We start from the raw sequence: 25113 nt of genomic DNA, 5'->3' as shown, positions 1-25113 counted from the left end.
CCGGGAGGGCTGGTCTACGCGGCTTTGCGCCGCTGGTACTCGGAGATTTCGCTCATCGGGGGCCTTTCCTCCGTGTCCACCGAGTACGTGCGCGGCTGGAAACCGTCCCGGCCGCGCTCGAACTGGGTGAGGGCGGGGCGGATCAGGTGGCCGCGGGCCAGCCGGAGCTGGGCGGTGCGGTAGATCGCGGCGGCCATACGGCCCAGGGCCTGGCCGTCCTGGTGGCGGTGCTTGCGGACGCCGACGTCGACCTGGGCGAGGGCGTCCAGGCCCACCAGGTGCAGGGCGTCGACGAGCATGCCCAGCTCCACGCCGTAGCCGACGGGGAACGGGAGCTGTTCGAGCAGGGAGCGACGGGCCGCGTACTCGCCGCCGAGCGGCTGGACGAAGCCCGCCAGCTGCGGCCAGTGCATGTTCAGCAGGGGGCGGGCCATCAGCTCGGTGACCCGGCCGCCCTGTCCCGAGGCGCCGCCCAGCGGGCGGTCGTACATGGCCTTGACCAGATCGACCCCGGGGTCGGTGAGCAGCGGGCCCACGATCCCGGTGACGAAGTCGGACGAGAACTCCTTGAGGTCCGCGTCGATGAAACAGACGATGTCCCCGCTCGTCACGAGCAGCGACCGCCACAGCACCTCGCCCTTGCCGGGCACCGCGGGAATCCGAGGGAGGATGTCGTCGCGGTGCACGACTCTCGCGCCCGCGGCGGCGGCGACCGCCGAGGTGCGGTCGGTCGAGCCCGAGTCGACGACGACGATCTCGTCGACGAGGGGCACCTGCTGCATCAGGTCGTGGCGGATGATCGCCACGATCTCGCCGACCGTCTCCTCCTCGTTGAGCGCGGGCAGCACGACGCTGACCGTCGATCCGGTGGAACGTTTCGCGGCCATGAGCTTGTGGAGCGGGCGGTCGGTCAGGGACCAGGAGCGTGTGCTCAGCCAGCTTTCGACGTCTTTCAGCACGGTCTGCGGCTCCTCACTGTCTGATCACACGCTCTCATCAGCGTGCCCGCTGCGGCCAGCGGCAGATCGATTGCCGTCGTCTCGCGGTTCGGACGACTATCTCAACTGTCCTGGCCTTCGGTTACAGTCTTGAACAACGCGGATGACCATCGCATGTCCTCGATCATCGGCGCGTAGCACGTTCAACAGTTCAACAATCAAATACCGCTCATCCAGAGGGGCAGAGGGATACGGCCCGATGAAGCCCCGGCAACCCTCCAGCCGGTCTCGTACCGATCGATGTCGATCGCGTCGCGAGGCTCCCGGCTAGGGAAGGTGCCAAATCCGTCTCACGGCGAAGTGCGTCGTGAGGAAGATGAGGAGAAAGGGCCTCGCCTCCATGGCTGCGCAGACAGTTGCAAGCACCACGAACTCCGTGAACTCCGCCGATGCGGTGGACCTCGGCCCGGCAGCGGCGCTTTCCTGCCGCGAGTGCGGACACCGCGTCCCGCTCGGCCCGGTCTTCGCCTGCGAGGAGTGTTTCGGCCCGCTGGAGATCGCCTACGACTTCTCGGCCTACGAGACCGAAGAGCTCCGCAAGCGCATCGAAGCGGGACCCGCGAACATCTGGCGCTACGCGCCCCTCCTGCCCGTCCCCGCGGACGTGGCGGACAAGCCGAACATCAACCCCGGCTGGACCAAGCTCGTCCAGGCCGACAACCTGGCCCGCGAGCTCGGTGTCGACGCCGGCAAGCTCTTCGTCAAGGACGACTCCGGCAACCCGACGCACTCCTTCAAGGACCGCGTCGTCGCCCAGGCCATCGAAGCGGCCCGTGTCTTCGGCTTCACCACCCTCTCCTGCTCCTCCACGGGCAACCTCGCCGGCGCCGTGGGCGCCGCGGCGGCCCGTGCCGGCTTCCGCTCCTGCGTGTTCATCCCGCACGACCTGGAGCAGGGCAAGGTCGTCATGGCCGCGGTCTACGGCGGCGAGCTCGTCGGCATCCAGGGCAACTACGACGATGTGAACCGTTTCTGCTCCGAGCTGATCGGCGACCCGGCCGGCGAGGGCTGGGGCTTCGTCAACGTCAACCTGCGGCCGTACTACGCCGAGGGCTCCAAGACGCTGGCGTACGAGATCTGCGAGCAGCTCGGCTGGCGGCTCCCCGACCAGCTGGTCGTGCCGATCGCCTCCGGCTCCCAGCTCACGAAGATCGACAAGGGCCTGCAGGAGCTGATCAAGCTCGGGCTCGTCGAGGACAGGCCGTACAAGATCTTCGGTGCCCAGGCCGAGGGCTGCTCGCCGGTGTCCGTCGCCTACAAGGCCGGTCACGACGTCGTGCGCCCGCAGAAGCCGGACACCATCGCCAAGTCGCTCGCCATCGGCAACCCCGCGGACGGGCCGTACGTGCTCGACATCGCGCGACGCACCGGCGGTGCCGTGGAGGACGTGAACGACGAGCAGATCGTCGACGCGATCAAGCTGCTCGCGCGCACCGAGGGCATCTTCGCGGAGACGGCCGGCGGCGTGACCGTCGGCGTCACCCGCAAGCTGATCGAGAACGGTCTCCTCGACCCGACTCTGACCACGGTCGTGCTGAACACCGGCGACGGCCTCAAGACTCTGGACGCGGTGGCCTCGGACACCGGGCTGACCGCGACCATCCGCCCGAACCTCGACTCCTTCCGAGAGGCAGGCCTCGCATCATGAGCGTCAACGTCCGCATCCCCACCATCCTGCGCACCTACACCGGGGGCGTCGCCGAGGTGACGGCCGAGGGTACGACCCTCGCCGAGGTCATCGCCGACCTGGAGAAGAACCACACGGGCATCGCCGCGCGCGTTCTGGACGACCAGGGCAAGCTGCGCCGCTTCGTCAACGTGTACGTCAATGACGACGACGTCCGGTTCGAGCAGGGCCTGGAGACGGCGACCCCGGACGGTGTGGGCGTCTCGATCATTCCGGCCGTCGCCGGAGGCTGATCGTTACCCTCGGTAATGCCGAACACGCTGAGTTCATCGAATTGCCCCCTCCGTGAGAGAAACGGAGGGGGCAATTCTGTAGGGTTGAGCGCGCTACAGTTGGGGAAGTCGCTTCGCTTTCGATGTTGGTTTCATGCCGGACGCATATGAGTCCTCGCCCGGCATCCGACAAGAAGTAGCCAAACTACCGCTCCTTTTTGAGCCGTTTATGGCATTTACGGGGCCCGACTTGCCCTGAATCCTTGCGAATTCTCCGCATTTCAACGATCAGCCATGCCCAGAATTCTCGTCCGATTGACCTGTTGCAGACGGCAGTTGGACAGATACATTCAGCCGCGGTCGACGCGTTCCGGCGCACACCCCCAACCAATGGGGGGTGAGGTCTGACCCGGATCCGCGAAGTGTGGATCTGTGCAAGGGCCAGTAATAGGGGAGTTAGGCATGGCTCAGGGCACCGTCAAGTGGTTCAACGCGGAGAAGGGGTACGGCTTCATCGCGGTCGACGGTGGTGCGGACGTCTTCGTGCACTACAGCGCGATTCAGATGGACGGCTACCGCACCCTTGAAGAGGGTCAGCGAGTGGAGTTCGAAATCTCGCAGGGCCAGAAGGGTCCGCAGGCGGACATGGTCAAACTCGCCGTCTGATCCGGGCGCGAACGGCCACCGACGCACTCACGCCGAGGGGCCCGCATCCCACCAGGGATGCGGGCCCCTCGTGCGTCCCCGGCCACCCTCGGGGTCCCCTGTTCTGTCTCGCGCGCGCCCGCGAGCGCGCTCCGTCCGGGCGCCGTGCGTGCGCTCCACCAGGGGCCCGTTTTCATGAGAGGCGCTTGCACTCGCAGGGGTCGAGTGCTAATCATTGGCGTTAGCACTCTCCCAGTGAGAGTGACAGAACTTGGATCGGGCCGGCGAGGCCCGCGGGCCTGTGGGGCAAGGAACCACAAGGCTTGCAGGCCGTCCGTCGCGGGCGCGGGCACGATCCGGAGCAATCCACCCCGTCCGGGAGGACCACTTCACATGGCCAAGATCATCGCGTTCGACGAGGAGGCACGGCGCGGTCTCGAGCGCGGGATGAACCAGCTCGCCGACGCCGTCAAGGTCACCCTCGGCCCCAAGGGCCGTAACGTCGTCCTCGAGAAGAAGTGGGGCGCGCCCACGATCACCAACGATGGTGTTTCCATCGCCAAGGAGATCGAGCTCGAGGACCCGTACGAGAAGATCGGCGCCGAGCTGGTCAAGGAAGTCGCCAAGAAGACGGACGACGTCGCCGGTGACGGTACGACCACCGCGACCGTCCTGGCTCAGGCGCTCGTCCGCGAGGGCCTGCGCAACGTAGCCGCCGGCGCCAACCCGATGGCCCTCAAGCGCGGTATCGAGAAGGCCGTCGAGGCCGTCTCCGGTGCCCTGCTCGAGCAGGCCAAGGATGTCGAGACCAAGGAGCAGATCGCTTCCACGGCCTCCATCTCCGCCGCCGACACCCAGATCGGCGAGCTCATCGCCGAGGCGATGGACAAGGTCGGCAAGGAAGGCGTCATCACCGTCGAGGAGTCCCAGACCTTCGGTCTGGAGCTGGAGCTCACCGAGGGCATGCGCTTCGACAAGGGCTACATCTCGGCGTACTTCGCCACCGACATGGAGCGTATGGAGGCCGTCCTCGACGACCCGTACATCCTGATCGCGAACTCCAAGATCGCGAACGTCAAGGACCTGCTCCCGCTCCTCGAGAAGGTCATGCAGGGCGGCAAGCCGCTGCTGATCATCGCCGAGGACGTCGAGGGCGAGGCCCTGTCGACCCTGGTCGTCAACAAGATCCGTGGCACCTTCAAGTCCGTCGCCGTCAAGGCTCCGGGCTTCGGTGACCGCCGCAAGGCCATGCTCGGCGACATCGCCATCCTCACGGGCGGCGAGGTCATCTCCGAGGAGGTCGGCCTCAAGCTGGAGAACGCGGGTCTGGACCTGCTGGGCCGTGCCCGCAAGGTCGTCATCACCAAGGACGAGACCACGATCGTCGACGGCTCCGGCTCTGCCGACCAGGTCGCCGGCCGGGTCAACCAGATCCGTGCCGAGATCGAGAACTCGGACTCGGACTACGACCGCGAGAAGCTCCAGGAGCGTCTGGCGAAGCTGGCCGGCGGCGTGGCCGTCATCAAGGCCGGTGCCGCCACCGAGGTCGAGCTCAAGGAGCGCAAGCACCGCATCGAGGACGCCGTTCGCAACGCGAAGGCGGCCGTCGAGGAGGGCATCGTCGCCGGTGGTGGCGTGGCCCTGCTCCAGGCTTCCTCGGTCTTCGAGAAGCTCGAGCTCACCGGTGACGAGGCGACCGGCGCCAACGCCGTGAAGCTCGCCCTGGAGGCCCCGCTCAAGCAGATCGCCGTCAACGGTGGTCTCGAGGGTGGCGTCATCGTCGAGAAGGTGCGCAACCTGCCCGTCGGTCACGGCCTGAACGCCGCGACCGGTGAGTACGTCGACATGATCGCCGAAGGCATCATCGACCCGGCGAAGGTCACGCGCTCTGCCCTGCAGAACGCCGCCTCCATCGCCGCGCTGTTCCTCACCACCGAGGCCGTCATCGCCGACAAGCCGGAGAAGGCCGCTGCCGGCGGCGCTCCGGGCGGCATGCCGGGCGGTGACATGGACTTCTGATCCCTTCGCGGATCAGCGGTTCGTCGCAGTACGAGACCGAGGGCGGCATCCCCTTCAACGGGGGTGCCGCCCTCGGGCGTTCACGCTCTCCCGCCGCGGCTGTCCGAGCCGCGGCGGGAGAGGTGATCAGGAGTTGCCGAACGCGTCGCGCAGCCGCATCTCGTTGAAGCCGTTGGCGTCGTAGTCGTCCGAGTACGTCAGCGCGAGCCGGCCGTTCGAGGCGACGGCCACGGCCGGGCCGCCCTGGCCGCCGCCGGTCACCACGTTCATCCGGGTGGCGGGGAACCTGCCGGTCGTCGTGCCGTCGGCGTTGAAGCCGCGGGCCCACACGTCGTCCTGGCCCGCGTACAGGGTGGCCGGGTTGCCGACGAGCACGTCGAAGGCCTCCTTCCACGCGACGACGAAGGTGCCGTCGTCGGCGACCGTGACATCGGCGTCCGCCTGGTCGGAGACCGGTCGCTTGCCGTCGATGTAGGGGCCGGTGTCCGTGCCGTCCTCGGTGGTCCGCCGGTCCGCCGCCGCGGGGCTGCCGGTCGCCGAGAAGAAGCGCTGGTTGATCCGCTGCGGCCGCACCAGCGTGCCGGTGCCGGTGGTGTACTCGTCCGTCCAGGCCACGACGAAACGGCCGTCGCCGGTGGACGCCACCGCGGGCTTGGTCTGCTGTCCGTCGGTGAGGGAGTTGCCCACCTTGCGGGCCACGGAGAACGCGCCCGAGGTGTTCAGCTTGGCGACACCGATGTTGAGGCCGCCGTTGCCGTCCGCGTCCTCCTCCCAGGCGATCACGGTGTTCCCGGCGTCGTCGATCGCCGCGTCGGGCCGGCGGTTCGATCCGGCGGCACCGGAGTTGATCGTGCTGACCTGGACGTCCTGGTAGCGCAGCGCACCGGTCGGGGACCAGCTGCTCGCGTACACCTGGTTGAGGGTCGAGCCGTCGGCCGTGTTCTCCCAGGCGACGCTGTAGGAGCCGTCGCCGGCCACCGCGACCGTCGGCCGCAGCTGGTCTCCGTCACCGGAGGCGTGCGGGCGCGGCAGGGTGGTGACCGTGCCGTCCGGGGTCACCTTGCGCACCGCGATGTCGGCGTACTTGTTGCCGTCGTCGTCCTTGGCCCACACGACGATCGCGTTGCCCTGGTCGTCCACGCCGACGTCGGGCTTCTGGTGCGACCAGGTCGTGCCGGTACCGGTGTTGCCGTTGCTCAGGAGCTTCTCGTCCCACAGCGGCGCGCCGTCCTTGTACAGGCGCAGGTACACGTCGGTGCCCAGCTCACTGTCCGAGGAGTCGTGCCGGTCGCCCTGCTCGTAGGCCACCGCGGTGTAGACGGACGAGGTGCCGCCGGAGGCGATGGCGCTGTAGTGCTGGTCGCCGTTCGCGTTCACGTTGACCCGGGAGTAGTGCTGGGACGTCGAGCCGTACTTCGCGGCGTCGAGGTCGACCGCGCTCGCGCGCACCTTGTTGAAGTTGGCGACGTAGGCCTGGTAGGTGCCCGCGTCGTCGATGCGCAGAATCGTCTCGTCGTTCGTCTTCAGCGAGCCCGCGGTCCAGTTGTGGGAGCCCGTGTACACGTGCTGGACCTGGGTGCCGTCGCTCTTCTTCCACTCCGTCAGCAGGTACTTGGAGTGGGTGGTGCCGTGGTTGCAGGAGGACCCCGCCGAGGTCTTGTAGCGGCAGCCGCCGGGGCGGTTGCCGTAGGCCGCGATGTCGAGGGCGGTCAGGTCGTTGATGCCCTTGTTGCCGCCGCCGTCACTGAGGTCGCGGGCGTTCGCGTCGACGCTGCATCCCTGGGACCGCTTCGTCGCCAAGGCGTCGTAGACGGCCGGGCGGGTGGTCCGCTGATCGAGTTCGGCGGCGGAGATCCTGATCTTTCCGTCGATCGAGCAGTCGACCTGGTCGATGAACGAGGCGAGGATGTCGGCGTTGCCGTAGTGGGAGGCGTCCGAGGCGGTGTCGCGCGGGGAGAAGTACGCCTCGACCGGGGACGTCGGGTCGCCGGTGGTGTAGTCGTACGTCGTGTGCAGGCTGTCGGCGGCGTGCCTGACCTGGTCGTTGAAGTGCGCGCGGTACCGGGACGCGAGGGTCGCGTTGCCGGACACGACGACCGCGTTGTTGATCTCGCCGTCCTGTCCGCCCGCGAGGTTCTGCGAGGCCTGCCAGACGACGTTCTTGCGTCCGTCGGTGAGTGAGTCGAGCACGAGGTACTTGTCGTGGTCGATCGCGTTCGTGTCGCCCGAGCCGTTGCCCAGGCAGCCGCGGGAGCACCAGGTGAGGGTGGAGTTGCCGGTCAGCGCGAGGCTGTCCAGGTCGCTGCTGGGCCGGTTCGCCGACTCCGAGATGATGCGCAGCGTGACGCCGCGGCTCTGGGCGGCGGTGAGCTTCGCCCGCAGGTCCGAGCTGTTGAACCAGTACATGCCCATGTACAGGGTCGAGCCGGGAGCCGTGAGGTCGATCAGGTCGCCGACCGAGGTGTTGATCGAGGAGTCGTAGGTCGTGGGCTTGGGGTAGTTGAAGACCGAGGTGTAGTTCCCGGACACCACGGTCTCTGCCTGAGCGGTGGCGGGAGCCAACAGGGTCGCGCCGAGAGCCAGAGGCGCGGCGAGCGCGGCCATCCGTCGTATGTGTCTGCCCATCAGTTTCCTTTTGTTCGGGGCCCGTTCGAATTGATCACACCTTATAGACAGGCGTGGACCGCCCTTCGCGCGATGCCTGGCACGCGTGGCCTCGCGCGCCGGTCGGCCATGGCCGCGCGGCCCCGCGGTGGCGCGGACCGCCGCGGATGCGGGGGCCGCTCGGGTGCGTCGCTCCAGGCGTCCTCTGCGCTTTCCGCGCTGTCGGCAACCCGTCACGAGGGCGCTCCGTGGCGCCGGACGCTCTCCGCGGGCGTGGCCCGGATCACAGCGTCAGGTGCGGGAGCGGCGGAATGTCGAGCCCGGTGGAGCGGTTGAACCGGGCAGGCAGTCGATGCATGTGCACATACCGCACGGAATCTCCTGCCTCGCCGACCGCACGACGTCATACCGACCACCTCGCCGAGGAGCCCCCACGTGACCGCTGACGCCGCGTCCCGCGCAGCCGAGATCCTTTCCCGTCCCGTCTCCCTGAACGGCCTGACCGTCCCGAACCGGATCGCGATGGCGCCGATGACCCGGCAGTTCTCGCCGGGCGGTGTACCGGGGGAGGACGTGGTCGGTTACTACTCCCGCCGCGCCGCCGCGGGCGTGGGCCTCATCGTGACCGAGGGCACCTACGTCGGCCACGACTCGGCCGGGCAGAGCGACCGGGTGCCGCGTTTCCACGGTGAGGACCAGCTGGCCGGATGGGCGAAGGTCGCCGACGCCGTCCACGCGGCGGGCGGCACGATAGTGCCCCAGCTGTGGCACATCGGCATGGTGCGCAGCGCTGGTGAGCCGCCGTTCGCGGACGCTCCTCCGGTCGGTCCCTCCGGCATCGGCTCCGAGGGCGCCGAGGTCACCGGCAAGGCGATGACCCAGCAGGACCTCGACGACGTCATCGAGGCGTTCGCGAAGGCCGCGGCGGACGCGGAGCGCATCGGCTTCGACGGTGTCGAACTGCACGGAGCCCACGGCTACTTGATCGACCAGTTCCTGTGGTCCGGCACCAACCGGCGCGAGGACGCGTACGGCGGCGACCCGGTGGCCCGTACGAAGTTCGCGGCGGAGATCGTCGCGGCGGTGCGTGCCGCCGTCTCGCCCGAGTTCCCCGTCCTCTTCCGCTACTCGCAGTGGAAGCAGCAGGCCTACGACGCCCGCCTCGCCGAGACCCCGGAAGAGCTGGAAGCGATCCTCGCCCCGCTGGCGGCGGCCGGAGTGGACGCCTTCCACGCCTCCACGCGCCGCTACTGGCTGCCCGAGTTCGACGGTTCCGACCTCAACCTCGCCGGCTGGACGAAGAAGCTGACGGGCAAGCCCTCCATCACCGTCGGCTCGGTCGGCCTGGACGGTGACTTCATCAAGGCATTCATGGGCGAGGGTTCCGCCGTCAAGGGCATAGACGACCTGCTCGACCGCATGGAGCGCGACGAGTTCGACCTCGTCGCCATCGGCCGCGCGCTGCTCCAGGACCCCGAGTGGGCGGCCAAGGTCCTCGCCGGCCGCTTCGACGAGCTGGCCCCCTACGACGCGGCGGCGCTGCGCTCGCTCAGCTGACCGGCTTCCCCGTACGGGGGCACGGGGGAGGGACGGCGCCCGCTACTGCGCGGGCGCCGTCCCTTTGTGCTGCCCCGCGCCGGTCAGCCGGTGGTGCGGAGATGGCCGACGAAGGCGGCCCAGGCTTCGGACCCGAAGGTGATAGCGGGGCCGAGGTTCTTTGAGTCCCGGACGGGGAGCGTGGGGTAACCATGGGCGACCTCCAGGCAGTTGCCGCCTTCGCCTCCGCTGTGGCTGGACTTGTGCCAGGTGGCGGTGGTCAGGTCGTTTTCACGGGCGTTGGTCTCCATGTTCGTAATCCTGCGCCACGGATTCGATCAGAGCCAGGGAGTCCTCAGGTGAAAGGGCCGCAGCCTGGAGGAGGCTGAAGGTGAGGTTGTGTCGGGCGACCGTGGCCGGATCGTCCAGCAGCTTTCCCATGTCCGGCGCTTCGGCGAACGACAGCGGAGGTGCGTCCTCGAACTCCATCAGCTTCAACGGACCGGTCATCGATGCGTGCGCTCCAGAGCTGAACGGCAGTACCTGCACGATGATCCGGTGCCGACGAGCCAAACTCGCGATGTGCTGGAGGGCGCCGGACATCACCGGACCGCCGCCGACCTTGCGCCGGAGCACGGCTTCGTCCAGAACCATCCACAACAACGGCGTTGTTGGATCGTCGATGAGCTGAGCGCGTTCGAGTCGGGCCCTCACCAGCGCCTCGATCTCGCTGCCTGGAGCTGTTGGCTTGTACGCGCGGAAGATCTCCTCCGCGTACCCCCGGGTCTGCAACAGCCCTGGAATCAGCAGCGTCGCATACTCCCTGATCGCCGAAGCGACAGCCTCCGCCTCCGCCGCCTCGGCGAAGTGGTCCGGGTACTTGGACCTGGCCAGGGCCTTGCAATTGCGCTCGAAGAACCCGTTGGTCCCCAGGATCTCGTCCAGCTGGACCGCGTACTCGAGGTGCAGGCGGCGGGTCCCGGACTCCAGTTGGCCGATGAACGAACCGCTGACGAAGAGCGGTTCGCCCAACTCGGCCTGGCTGAGGCCGGCGGTCTCGCGGGCGTGCCGCAGCTCCGCACCGATCATGGCGCGCGGCGAGGAGGACGGATCGAGGTCCTTCGGTCCGGGCATGGCAACTCCCTGTCACACAGGTGGGGTTGTTGGAGCGCCGTCTCTGGCCAGGTTAGAGGGGTGATGGCCACGCTGGGTGGCGAATGCGAACACTCAGCGTGGAGGGATCGGTGCGATGGAGATGACGTCGAGTAAGCGCGTACGACCGACGGAGGAGATCGTGGAGGAGCTGCGGGCGGCGCTGACCGGGGTCGGTGTGGTGCTGCCGTCCCTGCGGGTCGATCCGGTGACCGGCGCGAGCGACGAGCCGTTCGCCCTGGTGGCTCTCGGCCGCTGCAACGTGGGCACCGCACGGCGGCTGACCGAGGTGCTGCGCGGGTGCGACGTGCGGGACGGCGGTGGCGACGCGTGAGCGAGGAGTACGCGATCGACGTGCGGGACGGCCGGCTCGGTCAGGTGATGGGGCGCGAGGGCGGCTACGTACAACTGCGGCCGCCCGGCGGCGGATGCGAGTGGGACTGTCCTCCCGAGGCCCTGGGGGAGGCGCCGCCGGGGGAGGTGCTGCGGGCGCGGGTGCGGCGGCTCAACGCGGAGGGGCGACTGCCGTGACCGCGGGCCGGGGAACGGCCCGCCCCGGGGCCCTTCCCGGGCCTGTCCTGCCGATCCCCCCTACAGATTGCCCATCGGCTCGATGTCGACCTTGACGGGTGTGCCCCAGATGCGGAGCACCTCGTAGTCGGTGAACTCATGGACGAGGCGGTAGGCCATGCCGGGGCGGGGGGTCCTGCGCTCGGCGGCGAGGTAGCGCTCGGCTTCGTGGCGGTCGCGGCGGGGAGTGCCGCACAGGTGCCACTCCTGGCCGGTCCAGACTTCCGGGAGCCAGCGCTGCTGGGGCTGGGGGCGGTCGCCCCGCACCCCGTAGCGGGACATCGCGCGGTCGGGGAGCTCGTCCGGGGCGGGCGCCCGGCCGTGCGTGTAGGCGTCGTTGACCTCGGTGCGGCGGGCGGTGCGGCGGCGGGTCTCGCAGAGCAGGCAGCGGTCCGGGGCGCTCTCGTCCACCGGGCCGTTCGGATGCTCGGCGCAGCGGGTGGTCGGCGCCGCCGTCGTCACCGTCTCGTCGAGCAGGTCCAGGGCCCGCTTCAGGTCCGCCTTGACCTCGTGCAGCTTGGCGTCGGGGGTGTCGGCGTTCAGAGCGTCGCCGTGCTCCCCGAGCAGCCGCAGAGCGCGGCCTAGGGCGGTCAGCTGTGCGTGGTTCATGGAACCAGCCTCGCACGCGCCACCGACAGTCCGGCCGGGACAGGTCCTAGACGGCGGCCTGTTCCGTGGCCTGATCCGCCCGGCGGGCCGGTGTCACGCCGCCGAGGCCGAAGAAGTAGGTGGCGGTGAATCCGACGGCGTACCCCGTGAGCAGCCCGCCCGCGTAGATCGCCGCGGTCAGGGCGAGGCCCCGGTTGCCGGACAGCAGCGGGAACAGGGCCCAGCCGGAGGGTCCGATGGCCGTCGAGCCCACCTGGTCGCCCAGCATCGAGAAGAAGCCGATGAAGGCGCCGCCCGCCGCTCCGCCCGCGCAGGCCGTGAGGAAGGGGCGGCCGAGCGGGAGGGAGACGCCGTAGATCAGGGGTTCGCCGACGCCGAGGAGGCCGGCCGGGAGCGCCGACCTGATCGTCGTCCGCAGCGAGGTGTCGTGGCGCAGCCGGACGTACACCGCGAGGGCGGCGCCGACCTGGCCCGCGCCCGCCATGGCGAGGACGGGCAGCAGGACGGTGTAGCCCTGCTGCTCGATGAGCGTGGTGTGGATGGGGATGAGGGCCTGGTGCAGGCCGAGCATCACCAGGGGCAGGAACAGCGCGCCCAGGACGAGCCCGGCGAAGGCGCCCGTGGTGGAGAGCAGCCAGTCCGCGGCCGTGCCGATGGCGGAGGACAGCTCACCGGCGACGTACATCAGGGCGTACAGCGTCACCAGGCCGGTCAGCAGCACGGTGACGGTCGGGGTGACCAGGACGTCCAGGGTCGGCGGGACCCGACGGCGGCACCACTTCTCCACGTACGTCCCGAGGAGGGCGGCGGCCAGGGCGCCCAGGACGCCGCCCTGGCCCGGGGCGAGGGTCACGCCGAGGACCGTCACCTTGGCGACTCCCGCGTACACGACGACCGAGGCCACCGCGCCGCCCAGGATCGGTGTGCCGCCGAACTCCTTGGCCGTGTTGTAGCCGACGAAGACGGCGATCAGCGCCATGAATCCGGAGGCGATCGCGGTCAGCGCGGGGGTGAGGCCCGTCAGCAGGCCGAGGTTGATCAGCAGGCCGTTGAGGCCCGCGATCACCCCGCAGCCGATCAGGGCGGGGATCAGCGGCACGAAGATGTCCGCGATCCGCCGCAGGAGCAGTTTGAGGGGGGTGGCGTTGCGCCGGCTCCGGTCGGCCTTCAGCTCGGCGCCGCGCAGGGCGAGCCGGTCGGCCGTCGTCGTCAGCAGCGCCTCGAACTCCGGCGTGACGCGGGCGACCGTGCCGGGGCCCAGCACGATCTGGCAGGTGCCGCCGTCCGCGACCAGGCCGAGGACGGCGGGCAGGGCCCGCAGGCCGTCCTCGTCCACCAGGCTTCGGTCCCGCAGACCCAGCCGGAGCCGGGTCATGCAGTGGGCGACGGTCAGGACGTTCGCGGGGCCGCCCACGAGGGGGAGGATCGCTGCTGCTGTGAGGGAATCCGGTGTGCGCACTCCCCGAGCGTGCTGGTCAGCCGGCCGCCGCCGCCAGCGCGGCGCGCAGATGGCCCTCGGACTCCTCCAGAAGGCGGGCGGCCGTCGGGCCGTCCACGTCGCCGAGGATCGTCAGGATGGCGTTCTTCACCTCGCCGTCCGTGGCGGCCAGCGCGCGCTCGATCTCCTCGTCGGAGGCACCGGTGGCGAGCGCGACGATCCGGCGGGAGCGGGCCCGCAGCTTCTCGTTCGAGGCGCGTACGTCGACCATCAGGTTCCCGTACGTCTTGCCGAGGCGGATCATCGTGATCGTCGAGAGCATGTTCAGGACGAGTTTTTGCGCCGTGCCGGACTTCAGGCGGGTTGAGCCGGTGAGCAGTTCGGGGCCGACCACGACCTCGATGCCGTGGTCGGCCGCGGCCGCGAGCGCGCTGTGCGCGTTGCAGGACAGGCCGATCGTGAGCGCGCCCTGTTTCCGGGCGTGCTCGACCGCGCCGACGGCGTACGGGGTGCGGCCCGAGGCGGAGACACCGACCACGGTGTCGTCGGCCGTCAGCGCGAGGGCGTCCAGGTCGGTGGCCGCCAGCTCCTTGGAGTCCTCGGCGCCCTCGATCGAGGTGACCATGGCGGTCGGACCGCCCGCGATCATTCCGACGACCTGGGAGGGATCGGTGTTGAAGGTGGGCGGGCACTCGGAGGCGTCCAGGACACCGAGCCGGCCCGCGGTGCCCGCGCCCGCGTAGACGAGGCGCCCGCCGCGGGACATGCGCTCCGCGATGTCGTCGATCGCGGCGGCGATGAGCGGGAGCTGCGCGGCGACGGCCGTCGGCACCGTCGCGTCCTCCCCGTTCATGAGCTTCGCGATCTCCAGCGTGGGCAACCGGTCGATCTCGGACAGTTCAGGGCGGAACGCCTCGGTGGTCAGCGTCTCCAACTCTGCTCGAAGATCGCCGTAGTTGGACATGGAGGTCATGACGGAGCGGCTCTTTCCGGTGAGGTGTTACCGCGCCCCGGGGGCGGGACGCGGGCCGGGACGACATGCGGCACCGCCCCGCGGGCGCGACCAGCCGCCCGCGGACCGCGGTCTCCCCGCTGAATCAGGTCCCCCGGTCGGTCGTGTGCCGCGGCTATCGGCCGCTGCGAGGGGAGTGGCGGTGCGCCAGGGCCTCGTACGAGGCGGACAGCGCCGGTGCCGCCGTCTCGTAGGTGCGCTGGGCGACCCCCACGAACAGACAGTCCACCACCAGCAGCTGGCTGGTGCGCGACGACATGGCCGCCGGACGCAGCTCGCTCTCGCGGGCGGTCGAGGTGGTGAGGATGTGGTCGGCGTACTGCGCGACCGGTCCGCCGGGGCGGCCGGTGATCGCCACCGTCGTCGCCCCGTGCTCGAAGGCGACCCGCAGGGGTTCGATGACGTCGCCGGTCGAGCCGGAGTGCGTGATGGCTATCGCCACGTCCTTGGCGCGCAGCTGCACCGCGTTGGTCACCGCGAGGTGCGGGTCGCTGTGCGCGTGGACTATGAGCCCGATCCGCATGAGCTTCTGCAGGAGGTCCTGGGCGACCAGGCCGGACGCGCCGACGCCGTAGATGTCGATGCGGCGGGCGGTCGCTATGGCGGAGACGGCGGCGCCGAGCTGGACCGTGTCGAGTGCGGCGGCGGTGTCGGCGAGGGTCTGCTGCTCGTCGTAGGCGAGCTTGGCCACGACGTCGGCGATGGGGTCGTCGACCGCGATGTCGGCGGTGACGGCGGGCGCGCGCCCCGACTGCTGCTGGGCGGCGAGCCCGGCGAGCGCGAGGCGCAGGTCGCGGTATCCGGGATAGCCGAGGAGCCGGGCCGTCCGCACGACCGTGGCCTCGCTGGTGCCGGTGAGCTCGGCGAGGCCGGTGACCGTGAGGGCCGCGCAGCCGGCCGGGTCGGCGGCGACGGCCTCGGCGACCCGCTGCATGGAGCGCGTCATCGAGGGGGCGAGGGTCCGCACCTTGGCCGCGAGGGCGGCGGGGGCGGGGGGCGCCTCACCCGCGAAAATTTCCTTCACGTCATGGGTCACACCTTGAAAGATATTTTCCTTTGGGGCATACGGTCAAGGGTGCGCACAATGGGGACATGGACCCCACCGGCAGCCCCCTCAGCCCCCTGGAGCAGGCGTTGCACGCGGCGCGCGCCCGCGTACTCGCCGATCTGATCGCGGGCCAGGTGGCCGAGGCGGACGTGGTCTCCCTCGTCGAGGACTCGGTGGTGCAGCGCCGCTGGTGGGTCGAGCAGTGGCCGGAGGGCGCCGGATTCGTCGCCGGACTCGTCGCCCAGGACGTACAGGACGCGCTCCTGGAGCGGCACGGCCGGTGGCCGCTCTGCCCGGTGTGCGGCAGCGGCGATCCGCACGCCCTGGAGGTCGAGCCCGAGTTGGGCCCCGACCCGCACTGGGTCTGCCACCAGGCGGGCGTGAAGGTCGCCTCGGTGGGCTCCCTGCACTCGGCGACCGGCGGAAACCCGCACTCGTGACCGTCTACATCGATCCCCCCGTCTGGCCGGGGCACGGCCGTGTGTGGTCGCACCTGATCAGCGATGTCTCCTACGACGAACTGCACGCGTTCGCCGAGGAGCTGGGCGCGCCCCCGCGTGCCTTCGAGCGCGACCACTACGACATCCCCTCGCACCGCTACGCCGACGCGGTCGCCGCGGGGGCGGTGGAGGTCAGCAGCCGCGAGGTCGTACGGCTGCTGCACGGGTCGGGGCTGCGCCGCCGCAAGCGCGCGGCCTGACCACACGCCGGGCGCTCTCCCGGGACGCTCAGCTCTCACGGGCGTACAGCCGCAACGACCTCTCCATGCCGTGCAGTTCGTAGGCGGCCCGCTCCTGGTCCGCGCTCACCCGGGTGAAACCGGCGCGGGCGATCACGCGCTGGGACGGGGCGTTGTCCCGGTCGATGGCGGCGAACAGGAGCTTCACGTCGTCGCGGGCGAGGGCCCACTCGGAGAGGGCGCGCAGGGCCTCGGTCGCGTAGCCGTGGCCGCGGGCGCTCTCCGCGAGGTCGTAGCCGACCTCGGCGCGCCCCTCCTCGTCGGGCACGCCGTGGAAGCCCATCCCGCCGACCGCCAGCCCGTCCGCGCGCCGTACGAGGACGAACATGCCCCACTCCGGCCGGTGCACCCCTTCCTCGTAGGCGCTCACGATCATCCCGGCGGCGTCCCGCGTGCCCTCGAACGGGCCGCCCTCGATCCACTCGAAGCCGCCCGCGCCGCCCGCGCGCAGATCGGCGGCGGCGGCCGGGGTGACCCCCTGGAGCGTGAGCCGCTCGGCGTCGATCACCAGGTTGTTGCTCCAGCGCCACTCGGTGAGCGGGGCGCGGCCGGGCAGTTCACCGCGCCCGGTGGCCCACAGGAGCGTGCTCCACGGCGCGTCGGGCTCCGGCCGGACGTGCGGGAAGATCCGGGTGAGGACCCAGGTGCACAGCCCGGCCGGCGGCCGGTACGGCAGGCCGAGTCCCTCGGCGATGTCGTGGGTGTGCAGCAGGACTTCGGCGACCCCCATCGCGGCGAAGCCCTCACGGTTCGCGCTGCGGAACGGGTACGGATGGAAGGCGCGCACCTCGCGCGGCGTCGTCCGTACGGCGGCGGCGAGCAGCCCGCCGGTCGCCTCGATCACGTCGACGACCCCCGCGTTGCCGGTGCCCTCGTCCAGCGCGATCTCGAACGGGACGTACGCCGTGGTGGCCCGTCCTGCCAACTGCCCCGCGTACGCGATGAGATCACTGGCGATGTGCTCGGCGGTCCGTCGGCAGCTCCACTCCAGCCGTCCCGCCCTGACACCGTCCCAGTCCCGCCCGGCCGCCGGCCGGAGCAGCGCGGCACAGTCCGCGACGGCTTCTTCCACCCGGTCCCCACCCATGTCTGCCATGCGGCCGAGAATAGGACGGATCACGCCTGGGAACGTACGGGATTTTTCGCCGCGCCCGCCTTCCGCACGACCCGCGAGCCCGGCGTACGCCGGTGCAGCCGCAGCGAGACGACGGCCAGGCCGATGGCCGCGGCCGTCAGCACCGCGCCCGCCCAGGCGGTGGCCGTGTACCCGAGCCCCGCGTCGATGACGGCGCCGCCGAGCCAGGGACCGGCGGTGTTGCCCAGGTTGAAGGCGGCGGTGGTGGTGGCCGCGGCCAGGGTGGGGGCGGCCGAGGCGACGTTGAACATGAGGGCGTTCAGGGCCGGGGCGGTGCAGAAGCAGGCGACCCCGAGGAGGAAGGAGAGCAGGACGGCCGCGACGGCGTACCGCCCGAGGAGGGCGAACGCGACGAGGATGACGGTGTCCGACGCCATGCCGATGATCAGCACCCCGAACAGGTGCGCGTCGGCGAACCGCCCGCCGATGGTCGTCCCGATGAGCGCGCCCACGCCGAACAGCGCCAGCACGGTCGGGACCCAGCCGTCGTCGAGGCGGGCGACATCGGTGAGCAGCGGGGCGAGATAGCTGAACGCGCAGAAGACACCGGCCGCGGCGAGCGCGATCGTGCCGATGGACAGCCAGACCTGCCGGTCACGGTAGATGAGCACCTCCCTGCCGAGCCGCGGCCGCTCGTCCGGGGGCGGAATGCGCGGGACGAGCGTCACGATGCCGACGAGCGCGACCGCGGACGCCGCTCCGACGGCCCAGAACGCGGACCGCCAGCCGAGCCCTTCGCCGAGGAAGGCACCGGCGGGCACACCCAGCACGTTCGCGATCGACAGGCCGCCGATCATCACGGCCAGCGCCCGGGCCCGCGAGGTCACCGGCACCATCGCGATGGCCACGGCGGCTCCGACCGCCCAGAAGCCCGCGCAGGCGAACGCGCTGACGACGCGTGACGCGAAGAGCACGGCGTACCCGGGCGCGAGGGCTCCGGCCACCTGGCCGAGCCCGAAGACCGCGATCAGGGCGACGAGGGTGGTCCGCCTCGGCAGGCGGAGCGTCGCCACGGCGAGCAGCGGCGCGCCGACGACCATGCCGATCGCGAACGCCGAGATGAGCAGGCCCGCCTGCGGGATCGTCACGCCCATGTCGTCGGCGATGGGAGGCAGCAGCCCGGACAGCATGAACTCGCTGGTGCCGAGGGCGAAGACGGAGAGGGCGAGGATGTAGACGGACAGGGGCATCCGGGGCCGGTCGTCGGCGGAGGCGGTCGCGGGTATGTCCGGCTTCAGGGGTCCGGGGCTCGGGGGCATGTCTCCTTCGTACGTGGTCCGGCGCCCGCCGTCGAATCCGTTTCCCGTCAGCCCCTCCGCCGACGGGGCCTGACGCCCGTGGGCGAGCGTGGACCGGCGCCCGGGACTCCGGCGCGGCTGCGGGCCGGCGCCCGCTGGTCGGGTATCCGGCGGCCCGTCACGCCTGGGTCAGTGTCGCCAGTTCGTCCCCCATGTTCCGGCGGGCCGGGTCCGCCCACACGCGTTGCCCGTACGGCGTCCTGAACAGCATCGGCAGGTCGAGGAGTTGGCGCAGCACGGCCGCCCGGCCCGCGCGGAAGGCGTCGTCGGGGACGAAGGCGTACTCCTCGCGGACGGCGGCGGTGTAGGCGGCGTACGCGTCCGGGGGCGAGGCCAGGACCGCCAGATCGGCGTCGCACAGGACGGCGCCGTTCGTGTCGTCGGCGGCGGGGTCGTGGGAGACGGTGAGCCGGACGAGCCGGGCGACCTCGGCCGTGCGGTCCGCGCCGACGCCCAGCTCGGCCAGGGCGCGTTCGGCGAGCCGGGCGGAGCGCTCCTCGTTCTCCGAACGGTCCGGGAGGTACACCGCGTCGTGGAACCAGGCCGCCAGGCGCACGGCGGCCGGGTCCTCGGCACGCTCCCCGTGCGCCTCCAGCACGTCGACGTGGTCGAGGACCGCGAGGAGGTGGTCGGTGGTGTGGTACCGGCGTCGGGGCTCGGCCCAGCGGGCCAGGAGGTTCGCCGCGTAGGGGAGCGGTGAGGGGCCGGACCCGTCCTCGCCGCCGCGGGCGTCCCGGACGGTGTCCGCCCAGCGCTTCGTCAGGTCCTCTTGGGCCGGGTGGCGGGTGCTCTCTGCTGCCATGACGCCATTGTCCTCGCCGCGCGGCCGACGCCTTCCTACGGTGGAGTCATGATTCCTGGAGACGCACACGATGTACGGGACCCGGAACTGCCCGGTCTGCTCCTGCGCACCGAGCGCGACGCGCTGATCCCGCTGTTGCGGGCCAGGCCGGAGGGCGACTTCGCGCGTCCGACGGCCGGGTGTCCGGCTTGGACGGTGCGGGAGCTGCTGGCGCACTGCTCGGCCGCGCTGATGCGGGTCGTCGAGAGCCGTTTCGAACCAGGGGTGTTCAGCCCCGAGGCCAACGACCGCGACATCGCCGAGCGCGGCGACTGGCCGACGGCACGGGTCATCGACGAGCTGGAGCGCGGGATGACCGAGGCGGGGCCGGCGATCGCCCGGGCCGGCGGTGTCCTCGACGCGGTCGCGCTCGGCGAGTGGGTCCACGCCGGGGACGTGCGCGAGGCGTTCGGGGAAGCGGGCGCCTACGGGGGCGCGGGACTTCCGCACGCCCTCACGCTCCTGGTCCGCGTCAGCCGCGAACGCGACCACGTGCCGCTGCACGCGGACCTCGACGACCTGGACGACCCCCTGCGCCTGGGCGGCGTCCCCGGCGACCGGCCCCCGGCCCGCTACATCGGCGGCGCCGCGACCCTTGTACGGCTCTGCTCGGGGCGGCCGGTCGCGGGTGCGACCAAGTACGAGCTGGTGGGTGCGGAGGAGGAAGAACTGAATCTGTTCGGGTGAACGGCGGGGGTGGGGGAGGGGCCGCGGGGGAAAACCCTCGACGGCCCCTCCGCCCGCCGTGATCTTCTCGCGCCGCCGCTCCCGCGCGCGTACTCTTGGATTGGACTAGACCTGTAGCCGCCCAAGGGAAGAGGTCCGATGAGCGAGCGGAAGAGCGCAGTCCTGGAGGTGATCGCCCTCGGCGTGGAGGACGCGGTCGCCGCTCAGGCCGGCGGTGCGGACCGGCTGGAGCTGGTCACCGACATGGCCGCCGACGGGCTGACCCCGTCGGCGGAGACCTTCGCCGGGATCCGTGCCTCCGTCGACATCGCGCTGCGCGTGATGCTGCGTCTCTCGGACGGCTTCGCGGCGGGAGGCGCGGCGGGTGCCGACGCGCTCGTCCGGGCCGCGGGCGAGATGCGGGCCGCGGGCGCGGACGAGTTCGTGCTCGGCTTCCTCGACGAGCACGGGGGCCCCGACCTGGCCGTCCTGGAGCGGATCGTCGCCGAACTCGACGGCTGCCGCTGGACGTTCCACCGCGCGATCGACCGCGCCGCCGACCGTGACGCCCTGCGCAAGCAGCTCGCGGACCTGCCGGGTCTCGACGCCTATCTCACCGCCGGGTCCCCGGCGGGCGTCGACGACGGGCTCTCCACCCTCGTGACCGAGGCCGCCCGCGGCGGCGAACCGGGATACGAGCCGACGGTCATGGTCGGCGGCGGCCTGCGCCTCGACCATGTGCCGCGGCTGCGCGCCGCGGGCCTCGACGCCTTCCACATCGGCGGCGCCGCCCGTCCGGAAGGCTGGACGGGACCGGTCTCGGCGGAGGCGGTACGGGAGTGGCGGGCCGCCCTCGACGCGTAGGACGAGCGAGCAGGGCCCCGCCTCGCAGGGCCCTGCTCTGCGGCGCCTGCGACATGTCCTGGGTTCCGGTCCCGCCCTCCCGTCGTCCGGCCGGAGGGGTCGGCCGTCAGGTCACGGATCCATCTCCGCCAGGTAGTTGTTGTGTTGTGAGAGCCACGCGGCGATCACCGTCCGCCCCCGGGCGTGCATATTGGGGATGCCCCGATCGGCCGGGGCATGACAATCACACGGATGTGCGGGCCGGTACGAGAGGCGCCGCAGTACAGCAGCATCAGGGGGACAAGGCTCCATGCCATCCATACGCAGCCGCACGCTCGCGACCGCCGCGGCCGTGATCGCGGCGGTCATGATCGCCAGCACGGCCTGTGACAGCGGGAAGGGCGACGAAGGGGCAGCCGCCCGGTCCTCGTCGTCCGCCCAGGCGGACCAGGGTGTCGATACCGGTCAGGACGACGACGGCTCCACCACGGTCGGCGGCTACAAGCTGCCCGCCGGCATTCCCACCGACCTCAGCGGCGCCGCCCTGGACAAGTGGAAGAACGGGGGGTGGAAGGACTACGGCGACTGGGCGTCCAAGGCGGAGGACTTCGCCAACCCGTACATCAAGGACTTCTGGTCGCCGGAGAAGATGGCCGAGGCGAAGGCCCGGATCCCGGTCGCCCAGGCGGGCAGCACCAGTTCGGGCTCGGGCAGCGGCGCCACCTCCTACCTGCCCGACGGCACGGTGAGGAAGCAGGCCGCCGCCAAGGTCAAGGCGACCTACCACCACTACGCGCCGCCCGTCGGCAAGCTGTTCTTCTCCTCGCCCGAGGGCAACATGGTCTGCTCGGCCGCCGTCGTCACCGACCCGGCGCACCCCGGCAAGTCCAACCTCGTGTGGACCGCGGGCCACTGCGTGCACGCCGGCAAGGGCGGCGGCTGGTACCGCAACATCGCCTTCGTCCCCTCGTACAACAACAGCGGGAAGCTGAGCAACCGCCAGATCACCGACCCGCGCGCCAAGGCCGTCTCCCCGTACGGTGTCTGGTGGGCCAACTGGGCCACCACCTCCGGCCAGTGGATCAAGGGCGGATCGCACCAGGGCAACGCGGCCTCCGGCTACGACTACGCCGTGCTCCACGTCAAGCCCGAGAGCGGGAGCAAGTCCCTTCAGGAGCAGCTCGGTTCGGCCCTGCCGGTGTGGTTCGACGCGCCGGCGGCCAACAAGGTCACGTCCATGAAGGTCCGCGGCTACCCGGCCGAGGCGCCCTACGACGGCTCGAAGATGTACGACTGCCACGGCGCCACCAAGCGGTTCGTGCTCGCGAAGAGCGTCCCCGCCCAGTTCATGATCGGCTGCACGATGAACGGCGGTGCCTCCGGCGGCCCCTGGTTCATGAGCCACAGCGGCCGGACCTATCTGGTCTCCAACAACTCCCTGAGCGACCGCAAGACGTTCATCACCGGGCCGCGGCTCGGGAGCAACGCCAAGCAGGTCTACCTGGCGACCAGCAACAAGTTCAAGTAGGGCCCCTCGCCGAGCGGTCGGCGGCCCCCGGCGTACGCGCCGGGGGCCGCCGGCCGGTCAGGCCAGCTCGGCCGGGAGCGGCGCCGTGTGCGTCACGATCAGCCCGGACACCGCACGGGTGAGCGCCACGTACAGGCGGCGCAGGCCGGTGCGCTCGTCCGGTTCGCCGTCCACGACGGCCCGCGGCTCGTCCAGGACCACGTAGTCGTACTCCAGGCCCTTGGCGAGCGAGGCCGGCACCAGGGTCAGCCGGGTCTCGGCCGTCGTCTCCTCGCCCGGACCGAGGTACGTCCGCCCGGCCGCCGCCAGCGCCTCGGCGAGCACCGGGATCCGGGCGTCGGCGGCGATCAGCCCGACCGACCCCTCCTGGCCCAGCAACTCCTCCACCGCACCCACGACATCGGCGTCCGCCGTACTCCCGCGCACCTCGAAGAAGCCCGGGTTCTCCCGCACCGACGCGACCGGTGTGAGACCGGGCGCGATGTGCGGCAGCAGTCGGGACGCGTAGGTGATGACGTCCGTGGGGACGCGGAAGCCCGCGGTCAGCTCCTCCACCACGGCGTCCCCCTTGCCCAGATGGCCGAGGGCCTCCTCCCAGCTCCGGGTCGCCCACGGGGTCGTCCCCTGCGCCAGGTCCCCGAGCACGGTCGCCGAACCCGTCGTGCAGCGCCGCCCCACCGCGCGGTACTGCATCGGCGACAGGTCCTGCGCCTCGTCGAGCACCACGTGACCCAGCGAGTGCGTGCGCTGGACCAGATCGGTGGCCTCGTCGATCAGCACGGCGTCGGCGGCCGACCACTTGGCGGACTTGACGCTGCGCACCGGCTTCGCCCAGAGGATCTCCTTCTGCTCGGCCTCGTCGAGCAGCCCCTCCGCGTGCGCGGCGAGGAAGTCCGCGTCGGTCAGCAGCCGGAGCACGAGCTTTGCGGGGTCGACCTGCGGCCAGACCGCCTTCACGGCGGCCTTCACGGCGGTGTTGCGGGCGACCGCGTCCTGCACCCGGTCGTCGGGTGCCTCTCCCGAGCGCTCCATCTGGACGAGCACGGCATGCGCGATCCGCTGCGGAAGGGCCTGGTGCGCGGCGCCGTAGCGGATGTCGCGGTCGAGCAACTCCCGGACGATCTGCTCGAGTTCGTACGCCGGGACACGCCAGCGCCGTGATCCCCTGACCACCACCACCGGCTCGGTCGGCAGGGTCACGTGCGAGCGGACGGCCCGGCGCAGCACCTGCGCCATCCGGGCGTCGCCCTTGATCACGGCCGCGGGCGCGTCATCGCTGCCGCGCACCTCGACATGCGCGACGAGATCGTCGACGGTCGCCTGCTTGACCTCCAGCTCACCGAGGGCGGGCAGGACTTGCTCGATGTAGTGCAGGAAGGACTTGTTCGGCCCGATGACCAGGGTGCCGGTGCGGGCGAGCCGCTCGCGGTGCGCGTACAGCAGATACGCGACCCGGTGCAGGCCGACGGCGGTCTTCCCGGTGCCGGGACCTCCCTGCACACAGACGGAGCCGGACAGCCCGGACCGGACGATCTCGTCCTGTTCCGGCTGAATGGTCGCCACGATGTCGCGCATCGGGCCGACGCGCGGGCGCTCGATCTCCTGCTGGAGCAGCTTGCTGGTGGCCGCGGCCTCGGCCGGGTCGGAGAGGTGCTCGTCCTCGTAGGCCGTGAGGTCGCCGCCGGTATAGCCGAAGCGGCGGCGCAGCCCGACATCCATCGGGTCCTTCTTCGAGGCCCGGTAGAACGGCTGCGACACCGGCGCGCGCCAGTCGATCACCATCGGGTCACCGCCGGCGTCATGCACATGCCGCCGCCCGATGTAGAAGCGCTCGCCCTCCGCGCCCTCCGCCAGGTCGATGCCCGGCGCGTGCAGATAGTCGAGGCGTCCGAAGAACAGCGGGGTGTGGCTGAGGTCGGCGAGGGCCTTGATGCGCTCACCGATCTGCCGGTGCAGCACCTCGGCGTTCACCCAGTTCGCGGTGACATCGCGGATGTCGAGGTTCTCCGCGTCCTCGCGCATCGCGCGGAGCGCCGAACGGGAGTGGGCGAGGTGGCCGCGCTCGTGGGCGAGGGGGTCGTCTGACGGGGAAGGGGGGCCGGACGGATCGTCGGACAGGGTGGACACGGGGAATTGCCTCCGGGGGCCTGCTGCGGGAGTGATTCAGGCGGTGAATCTCTGCGGAACCGGTGCGGAATCCGTGCGGAATCCCTTCGGAATCCGCGGGTGATTCCAGGTGCCGTCCGGTTTCCGGCCGGGCGGCGGCACTCCGTGAAGGGAGGCGGGCAAGACGAAAGATTCTAGGCGAGGGACGGATGCCGGTGCCAATGGGTTTTTCCGGCGCGGGTTCCGCGCAGCGCGGGCATGAGCCGCCGTCCCAGTGCCGTCCCCGTGCCGTCTCAGTGCCGTCTCAGGGTCGGGCTCCGGGGCCCGTAGGGGGTGGTGTCCGTCCTGAGGTGGAGGGCGGGCGGGCCCGGAGGTGGACTCGCGGGATGCCGAGGTTCGGTCGGAAGACCGACGCCGTTCGGGGACG

General features: G+C 71.0%; 24 protein-coding genes and 1 riboswitch. Of the genes, 12 read left to right on the top strand and 12 right to left on the bottom strand.

Annotated elements, in window-relative coordinates:
* Positions 1 to 14: 14 nt before the first annotated feature.
* Positions 15 to 959, bottom strand: coding sequence for a glucosyl-3-phosphoglycerate synthase (locus tag OG788_RS21350; RefSeq protein ID WP_351537309.1), 945 nt, complete (start codon positions 957 to 959; stop codon positions 15 to 17).
* Positions 960 to 1164: 205 nt separating this feature from the next.
* A riboswitch (SAM riboswitch) is annotated at positions 1165 to 1321 on the top strand.
* 17 nt (positions 1322 to 1338) lie between these two features.
* Here OG788_RS21350 and thrC point away from each other — a divergent pair.
* From thrC to groL, 4 genes are all read left to right on the top strand, one after another.
* Positions 1339 to 2646: a threonine synthase gene (gene thrC, locus OG788_RS21345; RefSeq protein ID WP_351537312.1), complete on the top strand. Its 1308-nt coding sequence runs from the start codon at positions 1339 to 1341 to the stop codon at positions 2644 to 2646.
* Positions 2643 to 2918 (top strand): MoaD/ThiS family protein, encoded by a 276-nt coding sequence (locus tag OG788_RS21340; RefSeq protein ID WP_266760012.1) that lies wholly within the window; start codon positions 2643 to 2645, stop codon positions 2916 to 2918. Before thrC ends, OG788_RS21340 begins: the two co-directional genes overlap by 4 nt.
* Before the next feature lie 441 nt (positions 2919 to 3359).
* A complete protein-coding gene (locus OG788_RS21335; protein ID WP_005315736.1) occupies positions 3360 to 3563 on the top strand; it encodes a cold-shock protein in 204 nt (67 codons plus the stop codon).
* 372 nt (positions 3564 to 3935) lie between these two features.
* The gene (gene groL / locus OG788_RS21330; RefSeq protein WP_266760010.1) at positions 3936 to 5561 is read left to right on the top strand and encodes a chaperonin GroEL; all 1626 of its coding nucleotides are present in this window, start codon (positions 3936 to 3938) and stop codon (positions 5559 to 5561) included.
* A gap of 126 nt (positions 5562 to 5687) precedes the next feature.
* On the opposite strand, the gene OG788_RS21325 is transcribed toward groL, so the two are convergent.
* Complete coding sequence (locus tag OG788_RS21325; protein WP_406372774.1) at positions 5688 to 8186, bottom strand: phospholipase D-like domain-containing protein; 2499 nt, start codon at positions 8184 to 8186, stop codon at positions 5688 to 5690.
* Between the two features lie 414 nt (positions 8187 to 8600).
* Here OG788_RS21325 and OG788_RS21320 point away from each other — a divergent pair, with 414 nt between their 5' ends.
* Positions 8601 to 9722: an NADH:flavin oxidoreductase gene (locus OG788_RS21320; protein ID WP_356464049.1), complete on the top strand. Its 1122-nt coding sequence runs from the start codon at positions 8601 to 8603 to the stop codon at positions 9720 to 9722.
* An 83-nt stretch (positions 9723 to 9805) separates the two neighbouring features.
* Here OG788_RS21320 and OG788_RS21315 read toward each other — a convergent pair whose 3' ends face one another.
* Positions 9806 to 10012, bottom strand: a complete 207-nt coding sequence (locus tag OG788_RS21315) for a DUF397 domain-containing protein (RefSeq protein WP_406372772.1) — start codon at positions 10010 to 10012, stop codon at positions 9806 to 9808.
* Positions 9993 to 10835, bottom strand: a complete 843-nt coding sequence (locus OG788_RS21310; protein WP_406372770.1) for a helix-turn-helix domain-containing protein — start codon at positions 10833 to 10835, stop codon at positions 9993 to 9995. Before OG788_RS21310 ends, OG788_RS21315 begins: the two co-directional genes overlap by 20 nt.
* A gap of 121 nt (positions 10836 to 10956) precedes the next feature.
* Between OG788_RS21310 and OG788_RS21305 the strand changes: the two genes are divergently transcribed.
* Both OG788_RS21305 and OG788_RS21300 read left to right on the top strand, forming a co-directional pair.
* Complete coding sequence (locus OG788_RS21305; RefSeq protein ID WP_266848518.1) at positions 10957 to 11187, top strand: hypothetical protein; 231 nt, start codon at positions 10957 to 10959, stop codon at positions 11185 to 11187.
* Positions 11184 to 11384, top strand: a complete 201-nt coding sequence (locus OG788_RS21300) for a hypothetical protein (RefSeq protein WP_351537425.1) — start codon at positions 11184 to 11186, stop codon at positions 11382 to 11384. The genes OG788_RS21305 and OG788_RS21300 overlap by 4 nt, the downstream gene beginning before the upstream one ends.
* Positions 11385 to 11444: 60 nt before the next feature.
* Here OG788_RS21300 and OG788_RS21295 read toward each other — a convergent pair whose 3' ends face one another.
* The 4 genes from OG788_RS21295 to OG788_RS21280 all read right to left on the bottom strand — a co-directional run bounded on the left by OG788_RS21295 (position 11445) and on the right by OG788_RS21280 (position 15518).
* A complete protein-coding gene (locus OG788_RS21295; protein WP_266759998.1) occupies positions 11445 to 12032 on the bottom strand; it encodes a hypothetical protein in 588 nt (195 codons plus the stop codon).
* 46 nt (positions 12033 to 12078) lie between these two features.
* Complete coding sequence (locus OG788_RS21290; protein WP_406372768.1) at positions 12079 to 13491, bottom strand: PTS transporter subunit EIIC; 1413 nt, start codon at positions 13489 to 13491, stop codon at positions 12079 to 12081.
* 16 nt (positions 13492 to 13507) lie between these two features.
* Entirely contained in the window at positions 13508 to 14443 is a 936-nt protein-coding gene (gene murQ / locus OG788_RS21285) for an N-acetylmuramic acid 6-phosphate etherase (RefSeq protein WP_351537339.1), read from the bottom strand.
* 154 nt (positions 14444 to 14597) lie between these two features.
* The gene (locus tag OG788_RS21280; protein WP_351537342.1) at positions 14598 to 15518 is read right to left on the bottom strand and encodes a MurR/RpiR family transcriptional regulator; all 921 of its coding nucleotides are present in this window, start codon (positions 15516 to 15518) and stop codon (positions 14598 to 14600) included.
* 56 nt (positions 15519 to 15574) lie between these two features.
* Here OG788_RS21280 and OG788_RS21275 point away from each other — a divergent pair, with 56 nt between their 5' ends.
* Positions 15575 to 15970 (top strand): hypothetical protein, encoded by a 396-nt coding sequence (locus OG788_RS21275; RefSeq protein ID WP_406372765.1) that lies wholly within the window; start codon positions 15575 to 15577, stop codon positions 15968 to 15970.
* A complete protein-coding gene (locus OG788_RS21270; RefSeq protein ID WP_406372763.1) occupies positions 15967 to 16230 on the top strand; it encodes a DUF4031 domain-containing protein in 264 nt (87 codons plus the stop codon). Before OG788_RS21275 ends, OG788_RS21270 begins: the two co-directional genes overlap by 4 nt.
* Before the next feature lie 28 nt (positions 16231 to 16258).
* Here the strand turns inward: OG788_RS21270 and OG788_RS21265 are convergent, their stop codons facing one another.
* From OG788_RS21265 to OG788_RS21255, 3 genes are all read right to left on the bottom strand, one after another.
* Complete coding sequence (locus OG788_RS21265; protein WP_406372761.1) at positions 16259 to 17365, bottom strand: GNAT family N-acetyltransferase; 1107 nt, start codon at positions 17363 to 17365, stop codon at positions 16259 to 16261.
* 20 nt (positions 17366 to 17385) lie between these two features.
* Positions 17386 to 18594: a Cmx/CmrA family chloramphenicol efflux MFS transporter gene (locus tag OG788_RS21260; protein WP_406376809.1), complete on the bottom strand. Its 1209-nt coding sequence runs from the start codon at positions 18592 to 18594 to the stop codon at positions 17386 to 17388.
* A 226-nt stretch (positions 18595 to 18820) separates the two neighbouring features.
* Positions 18821 to 19504: a hypothetical protein gene (locus OG788_RS21255; protein ID WP_406372759.1), complete on the bottom strand. Its 684-nt coding sequence runs from the start codon at positions 19502 to 19504 to the stop codon at positions 18821 to 18823.
* Positions 19505 to 19552: 48 nt separating this feature from the next.
* Between OG788_RS21255 and OG788_RS21250 the strand changes: the two genes are divergently transcribed.
* The 3 genes from OG788_RS21250 to OG788_RS21240 all read left to right on the top strand — a co-directional run bounded on the left by OG788_RS21250 (position 19553) and on the right by OG788_RS21240 (position 22580).
* The gene (locus OG788_RS21250) at positions 19553 to 20230 is read left to right on the top strand and encodes a maleylpyruvate isomerase family mycothiol-dependent enzyme (RefSeq protein WP_406372757.1); all 678 of its coding nucleotides are present in this window, start codon (positions 19553 to 19555) and stop codon (positions 20228 to 20230) included.
* Positions 20231 to 20368: 138 nt separating this feature from the next.
* Positions 20369 to 21073, top strand: a complete 705-nt coding sequence (locus OG788_RS21245) for a copper homeostasis protein CutC (protein WP_406372755.1) — start codon at positions 20369 to 20371, stop codon at positions 21071 to 21073.
* 289 nt (positions 21074 to 21362) lie between these two features.
* Complete coding sequence (locus OG788_RS21240; protein ID WP_406372753.1) at positions 21363 to 22580, top strand: trypsin-like serine peptidase; 1218 nt, start codon at positions 21363 to 21365, stop codon at positions 22578 to 22580.
* 57 nt (positions 22581 to 22637) lie between these two features.
* On the opposite strand, the gene OG788_RS21235 is transcribed toward OG788_RS21240, so the two are convergent.
* Positions 22638 to 24707, bottom strand: coding sequence for a HelD family protein (locus tag OG788_RS21235; RefSeq protein WP_406372751.1), 2070 nt, complete (start codon positions 24705 to 24707; stop codon positions 22638 to 22640).
* Positions 24708 to 25113: the final 406 nt, after the last annotated feature.

Origin of the sequence: Streptomyces sp. NBC_00647, assembly GCF_045207245.1 — a bacterium.
Lineage (GTDB): Bacteria > Actinomycetota > Actinomycetes > Streptomycetales > Streptomycetaceae > Streptomyces.
This window is presented reverse-complemented; position numbering and strand designations above follow the sequence as displayed.

Excerpts from the sequence above, each read along its gene's own strand:
- thrC (WP_351537312.1), top strand. The coding sequence starts at position 1,339 with ATGGCTGCGCAGACAGTTGCAAGCACCACGAACTCCGTGAACTCCGCC.
- OG788_RS21340 (WP_266760012.1), top strand. The coding sequence starts at position 2,643 with ATGAGCGTCAACGTCCGCATCCCCACCATCCTGCGCACCTACACCGGG.
- OG788_RS21335 (WP_005315736.1), top strand. The coding sequence starts at position 3,360 with ATGGCTCAGGGCACCGTCAAGTGGTTCAACGCGGAGAAGGGGTACGGC.
- groL (WP_266760010.1), top strand. The coding sequence starts at position 3,936 with ATGGCCAAGATCATCGCGTTCGACGAGGAGGCACGGCGCGGTCTCGAG.
- OG788_RS21325 (WP_406372774.1), bottom strand. The coding sequence starts at position 8,186 with ATGGGCAGACACATACGACGGATGGCCGCGCTCGCCGCGCCTCTGGCT.
- OG788_RS21315 (WP_406372772.1), bottom strand. The coding sequence starts at position 10,012 with ATGGAGACCAACGCCCGTGAAAACGACCTGACCACCGCCACCTGGCAC.
- OG788_RS21310 (WP_406372770.1), bottom strand. The coding sequence starts at position 10,835 with ATGCCCGGACCGAAGGACCTCGATCCGTCCTCCTCGCCGCGCGCCATG.
- OG788_RS21305 (WP_266848518.1), top strand. The coding sequence starts at position 10,957 with ATGACGTCGAGTAAGCGCGTACGACCGACGGAGGAGATCGTGGAGGAG.
- OG788_RS21295 (WP_266759998.1), bottom strand. The coding sequence starts at position 12,032 with ATGAACCACGCACAGCTGACCGCCCTAGGCCGCGCTCTGCGGCTGCTC.
- murQ (WP_351537339.1), bottom strand. The coding sequence starts at position 14,443 with ATGACCTCCATGTCCAACTACGGCGATCTTCGAGCAGAGTTGGAGACG.
- OG788_RS21275 (WP_406372765.1), top strand. The coding sequence starts at position 15,575 with ATGGACCCCACCGGCAGCCCCCTCAGCCCCCTGGAGCAGGCGTTGCAC.
- OG788_RS21265 (WP_406372761.1), bottom strand. The coding sequence starts at position 17,365 with ATGGCAGACATGGGTGGGGACCGGGTGGAAGAAGCCGTCGCGGACTGT.
- OG788_RS21260 (WP_406376809.1), bottom strand. The coding sequence starts at position 18,594 with ATGCCCCTGTCCGTCTACATCCTCGCCCTCTCCGTCTTCGCCCTCGGC.
- OG788_RS21255 (WP_406372759.1), bottom strand. The coding sequence starts at position 19,504 with ATGGCAGCAGAGAGCACCCGCCACCCGGCCCAAGAGGACCTGACGAAG.
- OG788_RS21250 (WP_406372757.1), top strand. The coding sequence starts at position 19,553 with ATGATTCCTGGAGACGCACACGATGTACGGGACCCGGAACTGCCCGGT.
- OG788_RS21245 (WP_406372755.1), top strand. The coding sequence starts at position 20,369 with ATGAGCGAGCGGAAGAGCGCAGTCCTGGAGGTGATCGCCCTCGGCGTG.
- OG788_RS21240 (WP_406372753.1), top strand. The coding sequence starts at position 21,363 with ATGCCATCCATACGCAGCCGCACGCTCGCGACCGCCGCGGCCGTGATC.